Source organism: Chryseolinea soli, assembly GCF_003589925.1.
Taxonomy (GTDB): Bacteria; Bacteroidota; Bacteroidia; order Cytophagales; family Cyclobacteriaceae; genus Chryseolinea; species Chryseolinea soli.
Genome location: NZ_CP032382.1, coordinates 4,669,702 through 4,684,664, shown reverse-complemented (window position 1 = coordinate 4,684,664; position 14,963 = coordinate 4,669,702). Strand labels below are relative to the sequence as shown.

Annotated in this window: 15 protein-coding genes; 12 read left to right on the top strand and 3 right to left on the bottom strand. The window is 52.2% G+C overall.

The window, feature by feature from the left end:
• Nucleotides 1-14 precede the first annotated feature (14 nt).
• The 3 genes from D4L85_RS19930 to D4L85_RS19920 are packed head-to-tail and all read left to right on the top strand — an operon-like array spanning nucleotide 15 to nucleotide 1,972.
• The gene (locus tag D4L85_RS19930; protein ID WP_119755955.1) at nucleotides 15-1,163 is read left to right on the top strand and encodes a sensor histidine kinase; all 1,149 of its coding nucleotides are present in this window, start codon (nucleotides 15-17) and stop codon (nucleotides 1,161-1,163) included.
• Entirely contained in the window at nucleotides 1,163-1,591 is a 429-nt protein-coding gene (locus D4L85_RS19925; RefSeq protein ID WP_160143868.1) for a response regulator, read from the top strand. Before D4L85_RS19930 ends, D4L85_RS19925 begins: the two co-directional genes overlap by 1 nt.
• A 6-nt stretch (nucleotides 1,592-1,597) precedes the next feature.
• Nucleotides 1,598-1,972: a TfoX/Sxy family protein gene (locus D4L85_RS19920; protein WP_119755953.1), complete on the top strand. Its 375-nt coding sequence runs from the start codon at nucleotides 1,598-1,600 to the stop codon at nucleotides 1,970-1,972.
• Between the two features lie 23 nt (nucleotides 1,973-1,995).
• On the opposite strand, the gene D4L85_RS35070 is transcribed toward D4L85_RS19920, so the two are convergent.
• Nucleotides 1,996-2,259, bottom strand: coding sequence for an acyl carrier protein (locus D4L85_RS35070; RefSeq protein ID WP_119755952.1), 264 nt, complete (start codon nucleotides 2,257-2,259; stop codon nucleotides 1,996-1,998).
• Between the two features lie 66 nt (nucleotides 2,260-2,325).
• The gene (locus D4L85_RS19910) at nucleotides 2,326-3,036 is read right to left on the bottom strand and encodes a biotin--[acetyl-CoA-carboxylase] ligase (RefSeq protein WP_160143867.1); all 711 of its coding nucleotides are present in this window, start codon (nucleotides 3,034-3,036) and stop codon (nucleotides 2,326-2,328) included.
• Nucleotides 3,037-3,136: 100 nt separating this feature from the next.
• On the opposite strand from D4L85_RS19910, the gene rsfS reads away from it, so the two are divergent.
• From rsfS to D4L85_RS19865, 9 genes are all read left to right on the top strand, one after another.
• Complete coding sequence (gene rsfS / locus D4L85_RS19905; protein WP_073139880.1) at nucleotides 3,137-3,514, top strand: ribosome silencing factor; 378 nt, start codon at nucleotides 3,137-3,139, stop codon at nucleotides 3,512-3,514.
• Between the two features lie 63 nt (nucleotides 3,515-3,577).
• Complete coding sequence (ftsH, locus tag D4L85_RS19900; protein ID WP_119755950.1) at nucleotides 3,578-5,629, top strand: ATP-dependent zinc metalloprotease FtsH; 2,052 nt, start codon at nucleotides 3,578-3,580, stop codon at nucleotides 5,627-5,629.
• A gap of 62 nt (nucleotides 5,630-5,691) precedes the next feature.
• Nucleotides 5,692-6,468, top strand: a complete 777-nt coding sequence (locus D4L85_RS19895) for a UDP-2,3-diacylglucosamine diphosphatase (protein WP_119755949.1) — start codon at nucleotides 5,692-5,694, stop codon at nucleotides 6,466-6,468.
• A complete protein-coding gene (locus D4L85_RS19890; RefSeq protein WP_119755948.1) occupies nucleotides 6,465-7,259 on the top strand; it encodes a hypothetical protein in 795 nt (264 codons plus the stop codon). Before D4L85_RS19895 ends, D4L85_RS19890 begins: the two co-directional genes overlap by 4 nt.
• Nucleotides 7,260-7,431: 172 nt before the next feature.
• Entirely contained in the window at nucleotides 7,432-8,775 is a 1,344-nt protein-coding gene (locus D4L85_RS19885) for a sigma-54-dependent transcriptional regulator (protein ID WP_119755947.1), read from the top strand.
• Complete coding sequence (locus D4L85_RS19880) at nucleotides 8,765-10,120, top strand: sensor histidine kinase (RefSeq protein WP_119755946.1); 1,356 nt, start codon at nucleotides 8,765-8,767, stop codon at nucleotides 10,118-10,120. Before D4L85_RS19885 ends, D4L85_RS19880 begins: the two co-directional genes overlap by 11 nt.
• 279 nt (nucleotides 10,121-10,399) lie before the next feature.
• A complete protein-coding gene (locus D4L85_RS19875; RefSeq protein WP_073139866.1) occupies nucleotides 10,400-10,639 on the top strand; it encodes an acyl carrier protein in 240 nt (79 codons plus the stop codon).
• A 161-nt stretch (nucleotides 10,640-10,800) separates the two neighbouring features.
• Entirely contained in the window at nucleotides 10,801-11,691 is an 891-nt protein-coding gene (locus D4L85_RS19870; RefSeq protein WP_119755945.1) for a diacylglycerol/lipid kinase family protein, read from the top strand.
• 80 nt (nucleotides 11,692-11,771) lie between these two features.
• Complete coding sequence (locus D4L85_RS19865; RefSeq protein ID WP_119755944.1) at nucleotides 11,772-12,896, top strand: DUF2911 domain-containing protein; 1,125 nt, start codon at nucleotides 11,772-11,774, stop codon at nucleotides 12,894-12,896.
• 29 nt (nucleotides 12,897-12,925) lie between these two features.
• Here D4L85_RS19865 and D4L85_RS19860 read toward each other — a convergent pair whose 3' ends face one another.
• A complete protein-coding gene (locus D4L85_RS19860) occupies nucleotides 12,926-14,860 on the bottom strand; it encodes a tetratricopeptide repeat-containing sensor histidine kinase (RefSeq protein ID WP_160143866.1) in 1,935 nt (644 codons plus the stop codon).
• Nucleotides 14,861-14,963: the final 103 nt, after the last annotated feature.

Genomic DNA, 14,963 nt, shown 5'->3' with positions numbered 1-14,963 from the left:
AGGGCTTACAAAGTATGAAGGACGAATCCATCACCCTGGAAAGCCTTCAGAAAGAACTTTCAGCCGTGCGCCACCAACTGAAAGAGAAAGAGGCTTTGTTCAACAGCATTACGGAGAGCACACTGGCGGGCTATTGGATCTTTAACATCCCGGAGAACACCATGTTCATCAGCCCGCACCTGAAGGCCATGCTGGGCTATGAAGACTCGGAATTAGAGAACTCGACCGAGACCATCAACAGGCTGATGCATCCTTCCGATCTGCCCGACACCTATGCACTGCTGGCAAAACACATTGAATCCGATGGCCTGATCCCTTTTGAGATCGAATGTCGATATAAACACAAGGACGGGTCGATCGTGTGGGTGATCTGTTCGGGAAATATTGTCGAACGCGATGAGCAAGGCAACCCGCTTGTCATGATCGGTTGCCACATCGACAACACAGAACTAAAGAAAGCGGAGGGCATCGCCAAGTACGCCGACGAGCTGGAGCGGAAAAATACTGAAATGGAACAGTTCGCCTATGTGGCCTCACACGACCTGCAGGAGCCGCTTAACACGATACAAGGCTTCATTTCTCTCTTGAGCAATAAACTCTCGAAAAATCCGGATCCGGAAGTTTCGCAATACATCGGCTACATCCAACAAGGCGCTACCCGGATGTCGGGTCTCATCCGGGGACTGCTGGAGTATTCCCGGATCGGAAAAGAAAATGTGATGTCAAAAGTCGACTGCAACGAGATCCTGAAAGAGGTGCGCGCCGATCTCAGCCATTTGATAGAAGCCTGTGATGCCACCATTGAAGTGGATGAATTGCCCGCGTTAATGGGCTACGCCATGGAACTGCGGATCGTGTTTCAAAATCTCATCAGCAATGCCTTAAAGTTCAGAAGCAAAGAGCCGCCGCGGGTGAAGATCTCCTGTATCAAAAAAGGCGAATATTGGAATTTTCTTGTGGCCGATAACGGCATCGGAATAGATCCAACGCATCATGAAAAAATATTCAGACTCTATCAACGGCTCCATCCCCGGGGTATGTATGAAGGCAATGGCCTGGGCCTGGCACAATGCCACAAGATTGTAACCGAGCTTCACAACGGGCAGATCTGGGTGGAACAAAACACACCGAAGGGAAGCGTCTTCAACTTCACCATACCGTAATGGAGGATCATCAAAAACTGAATTTGGCCCTGCTGATCGACGACGACGATGTAGTCAACGTTCTGAACACCATTATGGTCCGTCAAACCGGGTGCGTGGAGTCCGTGCTCTCCATCCAGTCGGCTGAAAAAGCGTTGGAGACCTTGTCGGCCTTTCAGCGCGAAAAGAAATGGCCTTCACTGATCTTCGTGGATATCAACATGCCCGGCATGGATGGATGGCAGTTCATCGACCAGTTCAGAGAAAGCTTCTCAACCCACAAGCAGAAATGTATCATCTGCATGCTCTCCAGTTCGCTCGATCCGCGCGATAAACAGAAGGCTGCGCAATCGGATATGGTGGACCACTATGCTTCGAAACCTCTCAGCAAGGAAGTCGTTCATACGGTATGGAAGAAGTATGTGGACTTTCGTGACGACCTAACGTAAAACACCATGGCCTACAGCGAGAAATTGGCCGACCGCATTCGCGAACGATTCAACGAACTCCGCCACGTGGAAGAGAAAACCATGATGGGTGGACTCGTATTCATGTACAATGGAAAAATGTGCGTTGGCGTGATGAAGGACGAATTGATGTGCCGCATCGATAAAAATTTTCACGCGCAGGCTATTGTAAAGAAAGGTTGCCGGACGATGGATTTCACAAACCGGCCGATGATCGGTTATGTTCTGGTGGATGAAAGCGGGATAAAATCGAAAAAAGATTTCGATTATTGGATCGATCTTTCGCTGGCCCATAATAAAGACGCGAAGGCATCGAAAAAGACCGGTACAAGAAAAACTTTGTTGAAGCGGGGTAAAAAATAGTTCGTTCGTTATCCGAATCGCATTTAATCCAAACCGAGATCATCGGTGATGCTATGGGTCAATTTGATTTCACTCACCGGTATGCCGGAGGATTCACTCACGATGTGGATGACTATTCGCTCGACCTCTCTTATATCCATCGCCTTTTCTGGGTGCATTGAAATTTTGGCATAGATACAATTCACAAAATCCTGAACGGTATAGATTTGCCCAGCCTCCTGGTCGGGGATGGAGATATTAAAACGTTTCTCCATGTTGATGAGCAGTTCGACGGTGTCTAAACCCATGGGCTGGTGTACATTAATTTATAAAAATAATCAACAGGAAGTATTGGCGTCCTATAGCGCACGCCGTCACACTACTTTATAACCAACCTCTTTCACACCAAACACCCGCTCCTTCCCCTCCATTAAAACGCGAAGCCTCCCCGACTCATCCACCCCTGCGATCATGCCCTCCACGGGCATGCCGTCCACGTCAAACGACAACGGCGTGTTTAATCCGTACAAGACATTCAGATAATCCTCCATCAGTAAAGTCATCTTCCCTTCGCGCAGTTGCAGGTAACGCGCTTCAAGAAATTTCAGTAACGTTTCCAACTCCGTCTGCAGGTCAAATTGGAGTCCGGTCAAGACGCTCAACGATGTTGCCGTATCGGTGCCGAATTTCTGCTGATTAACATTCAACCCGATGCCCACCACCACATGCGAGAACTTATTTCCCGAAATCTGGCTTTCCACCAGTATACCGCATACTTTTTTGGAGCCGACGTAAATGTCATTGGGCCATTTTACACGAACGGCGGTGCATGCTTTGGCCGTCACGTAGTCGTGGAGCGCCAGTGAAGTGAAGATGTTCAGGTAAAATTGGTCCTTTACCGCCAGCGTGGTGGGTTTCAGGATGAGCGAGAAGGTAAAATTCTTGCCGGGTTCGGCCTCCCAGCCGTTTCCGCGCTGGCCTCGGCCGGCCGTTTGATTCGGGGTGATCACCAAAGTGCCTTCCACCGGCCCGGAATTCTGGCAAAGTTGCAGGGCCAGGGTGTTGGTGGAATGACATTCCGGCACAAAAACAAGGTTTTTTCCAAGGAAAAGCGTACTGGCAGGAATTTTATACAAGGTATTTTTGATTAGTTTTGTGGGTTAAACAAAAAACGAAGATAGATTAATGGCTAAAAAAAGGAAGGGAGCCAGCGCCGAAAAGCTTAGCGATGTGATTGTAAAGGGCATGCAGGAGAAAAAGGCCACGGATATTGTGATCATGGACCTTCGCAAGATAAAGAACGCCGTTGCTGACTTCTTCGTGATCTGTTCCGGAAACTCCGACAAACAACTGGATGCTATTTCAGACTCCGTAGACGCCGAAGTTTTTAAGACCCTGAAAGAAAATCCCTGGCACACCGAAGGAAAAAACAATAAAGAGTGGATGCTGCTCGACTATATTGACGTAGTGGTCCACATCTTCCGCAAAGACCGACGCGAATTTTATGCGCTGGAAAGACTTTGGGGTGACGCGGACATTACCGAAATTGAAGACGGTAAATAAAAACCAATTCATTTACAACACGTTATTGATTTGATATTTTAAAAATTGACGAGGAAATAGATAATGGCTGACAAGAAAGAAAATAATAAGCCCCTTTTACCCAATAAGCCACCCCGTGGCAACTACCAGGTTTGGGTCATTCTGGCCACACTGGCGGTGATCTTCGGAGTCATGTATTTCAGCAATTCAAGCAACCTGAAAGACCTGGACTACGACGATTTCAAGACGATGGTGAGCAATGGCGACGTAAAAAAGGTGGTGCTGGTTCAAAACCGGAAATTCGTAGAAGTAACCCTGACGCAGGATGCCCTGAACAACGTCAAATATAAGGACGACCTCAACAAGGGCATGCTCAGCACGCCCAACAACAGCGGTCCGCACTATGTCATGCACGTGGTAGACGCCGGCAACTTCGACCAGGAGTTCCGCACCTTCCGCGACAAGCTGCCCGCCGCTAAATCGCCCGAATACAAACCCGAAGACCGCGAAGACTACTTTCAGCTCTTCGTGCAATGGGGCTTCCTCTTCCTGCTCCTGTTTGGCTTCTGGATGCTGATGCGCCGCATGACCGGTGGCGCCGGCCCCGGCGGACAGATCTTTAACATCGGCAAATCCAAAGCCGCCCTCTTCGACGCCGAAAGCAAAGTAAAAATCACTTTCGCCGACGTAGCGGGGCTGGACGAAGCCAAGGAAGAAGTAAAAGAGATCGTAGACTTTTTGAAGACCCCCGGTAAGTTCACCAAGCTGGGTGGTAAAATACCCAAAGGCGCTCTCCTGGTGGGCCCTCCCGGTACCGGTAAGACCTTATTGGCAAAAGCCGTTGCCGGCGAAGCAGGCGTTCCCTTCTTCTCGCTCTCCGGCTCCGACTTCGTGGAAATGTTTGTCGGCGTGGGCGCGGCCCGCGTGCGCGACCTCTTCAAGCAAGCCAAGGAAAAAGCACCCTGTATCGTGTTCATCGACGAAATTGACGCCATCGGACGCTCCCGCGGACGCGGCCAGTTGCCCGGTGCCAACGACGAACGTGAAAACACATTGAACTCGCTGCTGGTAGAAATGGACGGCTTTGCCACCGACAGCGGTGTGATCATCCTGGCCGCCACCAACCGTCCCGACGTGCTGGATTCAGCCTTGCTGCGCCCCGGACGTTTCGACCGCCAGATCAGCATCGACAAGCCGGACATCGTAGGACGCGAGGCGATCTTCAAAGTGCATTTGAAGCCCATCAAACTCGATCCGAGCTTGGATCCCAAAAAACTTTCGGCGCAGACACCCGGTTTTGCCGGCGCAGAAATTGCCAACGTATGTAACGAAGCGGCCCTCATTGCCGCCCGCAGAGATAAGAAAGCCGTAGACATGCAGGACTTCCAGGATGCCATCGACCGTGTGATCGGTGGTCTGGAAAAGAAGAACAAGATCATTCTCCCCGAAGAGAAAAAGATCGTGGCCTTCCACGAAGCCGGTCACGCTGTGGCAGGCTGGTTCCTGGAGCATGCCGACCCGCTGGTGAAAGTGAGCATCGTGCCCCGCGGTGTAGCCGCACTGGGCTATGCGCAGTATCTCCCCCGCGAGCAGTTCCTGTATCAAACCGAGCAGATGACCGACGAGATGTGCATGGCCTTTGGTGGCCGCGCAGCAGAAGAAATTGTCTTCGGCAAGATCTCGACCGGCGCGCTCAGCGACCTCGAGCGGATCACCAAAATGGCCTACAGCATTGTGACCATCTATGGTATGAATCCCGCCATCGGAAACATGTCGTTCTACGACTCCAAACAATCGGACTACGCGTTCCAGAAACCGTACTCCGAAGCGATGGCTGAGAAGATCGACGATGAAGTGAAGAAAATTATCGATGCGGCATACGCCCGCACCAAGCAGTTGCTGATCCAGCACCGTCAATACCTTGACCTGATCGCCAAGGAATTGCTGGAGAAAGAGATCCTGTTCCAGGCCGATCTGGAAAGACTCATCGGCAAACGCCCCTTCGAGAAGCTGACCACTTACCAGCAGTTCACCAACGGCCAGGGTAAGTATGAGAAGAAAGCACTCGAAAACGAGCAGCCGGGTGTTGACCCCACTCCTACGCTGGAGGGCGAGGCGCCCGAGGAAGCGAACTAGCTTGATTTAGACATTTTAATCTTACTTTTGAACTCAGGTGTCCCAAGCACCTGAGTTTTTTTATGATCGAACCCGTCGCCAGCCTTCACGGAAAGAAAATATTCTTTGCTTCCGACTTTCACCTGGGTGTTCCCGACCACGCCACCAGTTTGCAACGCGAAAAACGCATCGTAGCCTGGCTGGAGGAAGTGCGGCACGAGGCCCACAGCATTTATCTGCTGGGCGACATCTTCGACTTCTGGTTCGAGTATCGTCACGCCATCCCCCGCGGGTTCATCCGCCTCCAAGGCAAGCTGGCTGAGCTGCGCGACGCGGGTATCCCCATCGTGTTCTTCACGGGCAATCACGATATGTGGATGTTCGACTACTTTCCTACGGAGCTAGGCATTCCCATCTTCCGCGATCCACAAGTGCTGCAGGTGGGCGCACAAAAATTGCTTATCGGTCATGGCGATGGATTGGGTCCGGGCGACCACACGTATAAATTCATCAAGAAGTTTTTCAACAGCAAGTTGTGTCAATGGTTGTTTGCGCGCCTTCATCCCAACTTTGGCATAGGCATTGCAAACTATTGGTCGCGCAAGAGCCGCCTGGGTAATCAGAAGCGCGAGGAAAAATTTGAGGGAGAAGAAGGCGAGTTTCTTTGGTCCTATTGCAAAGACCTGGAAAGCCGCGAGCACTTCGACTACTACATCTTTGGCCATCGCCACCTTCCGCTCGACCTGCAGATCGGCGCCAACAGCCGCTACATCAACACGGGCGAGTGGGTGAATTTCAGCACCTATGCCGAATATGATGGACAGCAGGTAGCACTTAAAACTTTCAAATCCCCCACATGAAATATCCGCTCCGGTTTTTGTTTTTAGTGTTGGTGCTCAGCGTCTCCGCGGCGTCGGCGCAAGTGAAGATCAAATCCATTTCCCTCAGCGATACCATTCTCTACGCCACCGTGGACCGGCCCGGCGACCTCTACGTGATCACCAAAGGCGGGCAACTGCAACGGTTCGCGCCGGACGCAACCCTGGGGGTGGTCTACAAACTCGGCACCCTGCCCACACAGTTTGATCCCCGCGACGGCTCGCGGCTTTTTGCTTATTTCCGGAACGACCGCCATTATGCTTTTTATAATCCGTCGTTCGACATGACCGCCTCATATCACCTCGATTCGTCCTTTGTGATCGAGCCCTGGCTGGTCACCATCTCCGGCGACCACGACATCTGGGTGGTTGATGCCGCCGACGGTAGTTTGAAAAAAGTTACTAAGGCCACGGAGACCGTCGATGTGGACGTGAAGATTCCCCCCGGGCTTTATAAGGATGTCAAGGCGTTTACCGCTATCCGGGAGTACCAGGGGTTTGTTTTCTTGCTGCAGCCGCGCAAAGGCATCCAGGTCTTCAACCGGATGGGAAAATGGCTCAGGACCATCGAAAGCCCAACGCTGAAAAGCTTCAATTTTATCGGCGAAGAACTGTACTATATCGAGGCGAACAAGCTCAAGTTCTTCAACTTATTCACCACCGAGACCCGCGAACAGGCCCTGCCCCAGCCCGCCCAATTCTTCCTGGTCACCGACGAGCGGATCTATAGTATCCGGGACAAGACAATCGATTTTTTTACGCCAAAACCGTAATACCGTACTATAAAACTGTTCATTTTTGAACATCTTTGTACCCTCAGGGACAGTCGTGTCCGCTTTATGGGCGAAATTCGCTTGATTTCGAAGTTGGCACAAAATTCCCTGGAGATGATCATTCACCCTAAATCTACCATACACTGTGAATCCTGAAGGCGGCAAAATTTTAATGATCGATGATGATGAAGATGTGTTGCTCGCGGCCAAGATGTTGCTCAAGAAGCAAGGCCACCACGTGATCATTGAGAAGAATCCAAAGAAAATTCCCTTCCTCCTCAACAACGATAGCTATGATGTGATCTTGCTCGACATGAACTTCAGCAAGGACATCACCAGCGGCAAGGAAGGTTTTTATTGGCTGGAGCAGATCCTGGCCCACGACCCCACGGCCGTGGTCATCCTCATCACCGCTTTTGGCGATGTGGAGATGGCCGTGCGTGCCCTCAAACAAGGCGCGACCGATTTCATTCTCAAACCCTGGCAAAATGAAAAGCTCATCGCCACCATCGCCACGGCGATACGGTTGAAGCAATCGTACAACCAGGTCGATAAGTTGAAGAAAGCAAAGGAGATGCTGGAGGAACAGATCAGCAAGCCTTTCGGCGATATCATTGGCGACAGCGGTTCCATCAAGGAAGTGTTCGCCCTCATCGACAAAGTGGCGAAGACCGATGCCAACGTGTTGATCCTGGGCGAGAACGGGACGGGCAAAGAGCTCATCGCGCGCGCCATCCACCAACGCTCGCTGCGCAAAGACAACAGCTTTGTGTCGGTCGACATGGGGGCCATCACGGAGACCCTATTCGAAAGCGAATTGTTTGGCCACAAGAAAGGCGCCTTCACCGACGCCCGCGAAGACCGGCCCGGCCGGTTTGAACTGGCCAACGATGGCACCCTGTTTTTGGACGAGATCGGCAACCTGAGCATGAGTTTACAAAGTAAATTACTGAGTGCCCTGCAAGCCCGCGTAGTGACACGCGTCGGTGCCAACCAAGCCATTCCCGTGAACATCCGGTTGATCTGCGCCACCAACATGCCCCTCCACAAGATGGTGCAGGAAGGCACGTTCCGCCAGGATCTTTTGTATCGCATCAATACCGTGGAGATCCGCGTACCGCCGCTGGGCGAGCGCGTGGAAGACATTCCGCTGCTGGCGCAACACTATCTTGCTTATTACGCCAAGAAATATCACAAGCTGGTCACCACGATTGCCAGCGAAGCCCTCGACCGCCTGAAGCGCTATGCCTGGCCCGGCAATATCCGCGAGTTGCAACATGCCATCGAACGCGCCGTGATCATGACCGACTCGGCCACGCTGCAGGAGAGCGATTTCCTCCTCAGCCGGTCGCTCACGTCAGGCCCCGCGAACAACACCCTGAACCTGGACGAAGTGGAACGCACGGCCATTGCCAAAGCGCTGCAAATGCACAACGGCAACATTTCAAAGGCCGCCGACGAACTGGGATTGACGCGCGCCTCGCTGTATCGTCGAATGGAGAAGTATGGACTTTAATTTCAACTGGAAAACACCTGTACTCCCAAGGGTAGCGTTCTTATCTGCCTCCATATTTCTTTTTGCTTTTTTTGCTTTTTCCCGCGGCGACTGGATGTATGCCCTCATCTTCCTGGCGGTGAGCGCTTACCAGATCAAATTGCTGGTAGAGTACCTCGACCGTTCCAACGAGAACATGGCCTCGTTCCTCGACTCCATCCAATTCGACGACCTCTCCTATTCGTTCAAGACCGAAAGCGACGACCCCGCCGTGAAGCGGCTTCACCAGGAAATGAATGAAGCCATGCTGAAGCTGCGCAGCTCGCGTCGTGAAAAAGATTCGGAGTTTCTATTCTTCAAAAATATTGTGATGCACGTGGGGATCGGCCTCATCGTGTTCAAGGAAGACGGCAACATCGAAATTTTCAACAGCGCCGCGCGCAAGCTACTCAAGATCAACCGCGCCGTCAACATCCGCGACCTGGCCGAAGTGAGCGACACGCTGGTGAACGTGTTCGAAAAGCTGAAGACCGGCGGCCGCGAATTGGTGCGCCTCAAGATCGGGGAAGAACTGGTGCAGCTTTCCATCTATGCGATCGAGCTGACGCTGCGCAACGAGAACGTGAAGCTCATCTCCATCCAGAACATCCAGAGCGAATTGGAAGAAAAAGAAATGGAGGCCTGGCAAAACCTGGTGCGCGTGCTCACACACGAGATCATGAATTCGGTGACCCCCATCTCATCATTGGCCGGCATTGTAGAAGAGGAACTGAAACCTCACGTCAAGGAAGACAACAACGAGCCCCTCACCAAGGAACAACTCGGCGACATTCACCTCTCGCTTCAGACCATCAGCAAGCGCAGCGAAGGACTGATCCATTTTGTAAAAGAATTCCGCAGCCTCACCAGCATTCCCAAGCCCCGGCCCGTGCAAATCGACATCCGCACACTGCTGGAGGAACTGGCCATGCTGCACCGCCGCGACCTGAACGACCGCGGCATCCAACTCACCATATCGGTCTACCCCGAAGACCTCACCCTCTCTGCCGACAAGAACATGATCGAGCAGGTGTTGATCAACCTGATCCGCAATGCCATCCAAGCGTTCGAAGACCAGGAAGAGAAAAAGATAGAGATCAAGGTGTTTGTAAACGAAAAATCGCGCGCCGTCATTGCTGTCAAAGACAACGGCACGGGCATTGATCCTGAAGCGATGGAGAAAATTTTCATCCCCTTCTTCACTACGAAGAAATCAGGCTCCGGCATCGGGCTCAGCCTCTCGCGCCAGATCATGCGCGTTCACCAGGGCACGCTGACCGTAAAATCCACTGTCGGCAAAGGCACTGAGTTTTTTATGCGGTTTTGATCCCTACTTTTTATGGTGGTCCCCCGCCGCTTCTTGTTGGTGGGACACCAACAAGAGGGTTTTTCCCCCGCGCTTAAAATATTCCCCTTCACCGTCGGGATACACCTCGCACCCACCTATCGGTGTCCCACCAACAAGTTTTCGGACCCACGCACCATCACGCTCACCGCCCGCTCTTTTCACCACAGCCACCACTCCGAAAGTTTCCCCTCCCACCCCAAACCCGCTTGGAGGGCAAAAGCGGATTTAATACATTTACCCCGAAACAGTTTTATCGCTATGCAAGACATCCCGCAGAAAGTGACAAAAATATTGACGGAAAAGCTGGGTATCGCAGAATCGGAAATCACCCCCGAAGCCAACTTCGTAAAAGACCTTGGCATCGATTCGCTGGATTATGCAGAGATCGTCATGGAATTCGAGCAAACGTTCGATATCCGCATCCCCGACGACGACGCTGAGAAGATGCAAACCTTTGGCCAGGCTGTGAAATACATCCAGGAGAAAGTCAAGAAGTAGACTTCCATCATACGTCATTCACAATGGCACGCGGTCTGGTACCGGGTGCCATTTTTCATATCAGGCCATGGAGGTCCGCGAAATGCGGAGGAATATCCTGGCCTTCAGACCAGTGGAGAACTTCAAAAAAATGACTAACGTTGAAGGCGAAAATCCACCGCATGAAAAAGGCCCTGTTTATCGTAAATAAATATGCCGGCACCGGCTACCAACCCAAACTGGAAGGCCGCATCATCGACACCTGCATCAAGAACGACGTGGAGTGCACCATCGAGTTCACCCGCGACCGCGGTCATGCCACGGAGCTCTCCCGCGACGCGGTGGGGAAAGACTATGCGTTTGTTGTAGCGGTGGGTGGCGATGGCACGTTGAACGAAGTGGCGCAGGGCCTGATCAACACACCCCTCCCCATGGGCATCATTCCCCGGGGTTCGGGCAATGGGCTGGGGCGGCACCTGGGCATCTCGGTAAAGACCCCCACAGCCATCGACCAGATCTTCACCAGCCGCGCGTTGGCCATGGACACTTTTCAAGTGAACGGCAAACTTTCGCTCAACGTGTCGGGTATCGGTTTTGATGGACACATTGCCAATCTTTTTGCGAACCACACCCGGCGTGGTCTCGTGGGTTACGCTTCCATTACCCTTCGCGAGTTTATGAAGTTCAAGCCCTTCGAAGTGGCGATGGAGTTGAATGGAAAAACGATCCACGAGCAAGCGTTTATCATTGCGTTTGCCAACTCGTCGCAGTATGGCAACAATGCGCGGGTGGCCCCTGCGGCTTCCGTGCGCGACGGGCTGCTGCACATCAATATCATGAAAAAAGTGCCGGCCTACCGTATGGATTTTGTCTATGCCATGTTTACCGGCCAATTGAAAAGCTCGGCCATTTGCCAGATCCTCGAAGCACCGGCCATTCTCCTCAAAACCAAGCATCCCGTGGCCTATCACGTGGACGGCGAACCGTGTGGCGAACACGACCATTTCGACATCCGGATCATGCCGGGTGCATTGCAAGTATTGGTACCGGAACGCGCGTTTCATTCGGTCTGATCAAAATACCTAGGAAAGGGTGACACCCAAAGTGGAGGCTATTCGTTTATCTTTACTTCAACCCTAACCAATAACTCATTATGAAAAAATTACTTTTCCTGGCCTGCGGCTTATGTCTGAGCCTGCAGTTGCTTGCTCAATTGGCCCTGCCACCCAGTGGTGGCAACCAAAAATGTACCGTTACACAATGGATCGGTCCCGCCTCGGTTTCCATCACCTACAACAGTCCGGATGTTCATGGCCCCAACGGAGAAGACCGCAAAGGTCACATCTGGGGGGAGTTGGTACACTACGGTTTTATCGATCAGGGCTATGGCACGTCCAAGGCCGCTCCCTGGCGTGCAGGTTCCAACGAAAACACGACGATTACCTTCTCCAACGATGTGAAGATCGAAGGCCAACCCCTGAAGGCCGGCACCTATGGTGTATATCTCGACGTTGAGAAAGAAGGCCCCTGGACCTGGATCTTTTCCAACAACTCCACCAGCTGGGGCAGCTACTTCTACAATCCGAAAGAAGATGCGCTGCGCGTGAAGACCACCCCCGTGGATGCCCCCTACACCGAATGGCTCACCTATGGCTTTGACGACCGCCAGCAAACCTCGGCCACGGGCTATCTGCAATGGGAAAACCGCCGGATCCCATTCAAGATCGAAGTGCCGAATGTGAACGACATTTATGTGAACAAACTTCGTGGCCAATTGGAAGGCACCACAGCCGGTTTTACCAATCAGCCCTGGATGGCGGCCGCACAGTTCTGTGCCCAGAATAAAGTGAACCTGGAGGAAGCATTACACTGGGCCGACAACGCGATCAGTGGAAACTTTATCGGCGTCGAAGATTTTAATTCCCTTCAAACCAAGGCCCTGGTTTTGCAAGCCATGGGCAAGGATGCAGAAGCAGACGTGGTCATGGACAAAGCCATTAAACAACCTACCGCCACGGTGATGGCCGTGCATCAATACGGACGGGCGTTACTGGCCTCCGGTAAAAATCAAAAGGCGATGGACGTGTTCAAGCTCAACCGCCAACTGCATCCCACCGATATGTTTACCACCTACGTGGGACTGGCTCGCGGCTTCACGGCCATGGGCGACAAAAAAAGCGCGATCAAAAACTGGGAACTGGCCATCAAGAATATTCCTGAAGACCAGAAAGCAAACGCTCCCGCGTATGAGGCCGAATTGAAAAAATTGAAGGGCTGATTACCGTGATGAATTACTGACGTTTGCCGTTAAACGACTTCTTCTTCGTTCACGAGGTTGGTGTCTTGCCGAACGGTGAATGTGAAGGTGGATCCTTTGCCCAGCTCGCTGGTGGCCCAAATGGATCCACCATTTTTTTCTATGAACTCCTTGGTCAGCAACAAGCCGATGCCGGCACCTTTTTCCTGAAACGTGCCCGGGTTGGAGAAGTGTGTTTCGACATTGAATAGTTTCCGAAGATCGTTCGACGTCATGCCCACACCCGAGTCGGTGATGGAGATCTCGACCAGGTCGCCTTTCAGCTTCTCGCGCACAATGATGAGGCCACCCGGTTTGCTAAACTTCAAGGCGTTGGCGAGCAGGTTCCGGATGATCAGGCTGATGTGATTCCGGTCTACCAACACCGACAGCGATTCTTCGATCTCGTTCACGACCGTGATCTCTTTCTGACGCGCGATCTCCTCGTAGAGCTGGATCTTTTCTTCCACCAGCGGGCGCACCTTCAGGAACGTGGGATTGCTTTGAAGTCCGTTCAATTGCGACTGGGCCCAGAACAGGAGGTTGTCGAGATCTTCGCGTACGGAGTCCAGGTTTTGACGCAGCTTCGTGGTAGTGGTCTGGAACTCCTCACGCGTCAGTTCCTCGATACTCATGATGTCCATCAGTCCGCGGAGGCTGGCCAAGGGGCTTCGCAGGTCGTGGCTGATGATGGAGAACAGTTTGTCTTTGGTGATGTTCACGTTGCGCAGTTGCTGCGCCTGATGTTCTATCTCCAGGTTCTTGGCGGCCAGTTGGTCGTTGGCCCGTTTCTTTACGCGGTTGTTGTAGAGCAACACGAAAGCGAGGAAGGCCATCAGCACAAATGATCCCACGGAAAAATAGATGAGGCTGCGTTGCACGTGCAGCTCTTCTTTTTTCAACAAGGAATCTTTTAACAACAACTCGATCTTGGCTTCTTTCATTTCCGAATCAAAGCGTGCCTGCATCAGGGCCATTTGTTCGCCGTTGCGCTGGTTGTACAATGAATCGTGAACGGCCAGGTATTGGGTTTGATAGTCGAACGCCTTGCCGATCTCCTTTTTTGAGGCATAGATCTCCGACACCAGTTTCAGCGAACGCTCCATCTCGTTTTTGAATTGATTCTCGTTGGCCAGCGAAATATTTTGCAACAAGTGGGAAAGCGCACGGTCCGGATCGCCGAGCAAATAATAGGCTTTGCCGATGCGGTGCAGCGTAGAGACTTTCAGGAAAACGTTGCCCAGTTCATCGGCAATGCTGATCACGCGGTGAAATTTAGTAAGCGCACTCTCGTACTGTTTGTCGTGTACGTCGATGTCGCCCAGGGTGCGATACGAAAATCCGACCAGGAAAAGTTTGTCTTTGCCGTGACTTGTTTTCAGCGCACGTTCGGCGTAAACCCGGGCAGAGTCGTAGCTCTCCATCCCCAGGAAACTAAACGCCACGTTATTCGTGCTGCGCGACATGGCCACGCTGTCGCCGATGTGTTTGCTTACTTCGTAGGCTTTCTTGAAGTTGGCGATGGCCACCATGAATTGTTTTTGTTCATAGCTGATAGCCGCCACGTTGTTGAGGCACCGGGCGATGGCCGACCCGTCATTAAATTTTTCGGCAATGGTCAGGGCTGCGGTAGAGAGTTCGAACGCACGCGAATAATCACCCTTGCGGTAGTGGATCCAGCCGAGATTCTCCAGGGCTTGTCCCAGTCCCCGTTCGTAGTTGAGCACGAGGGCCAGGTCGTGGGCCTGGCGGCCGTATTCCATGGCTTTGCTGTTGTCGCGTTCGCGAAGACCGGTCACCAGTTTATTGAGGAGCCACACCTTCGTGGTGTCTGACGGAATGTTTTTTACAAGGCTTTCCAGGCTATCCGTTTCGCTTCGTTGGGCAAAACAGAAAGCAGGCACCAGTAATAGCAACAAGACGACTAAGGTCGTTCGGTGTAACATAGGGGAAGCTCCAATTCCGTTCATGCAACTTCGCCAGCCCCCATCTTAAATTCCACTCAAAAAAACATGAAAACCTACATGCCGGGCTTCTATAAAAAAGAAC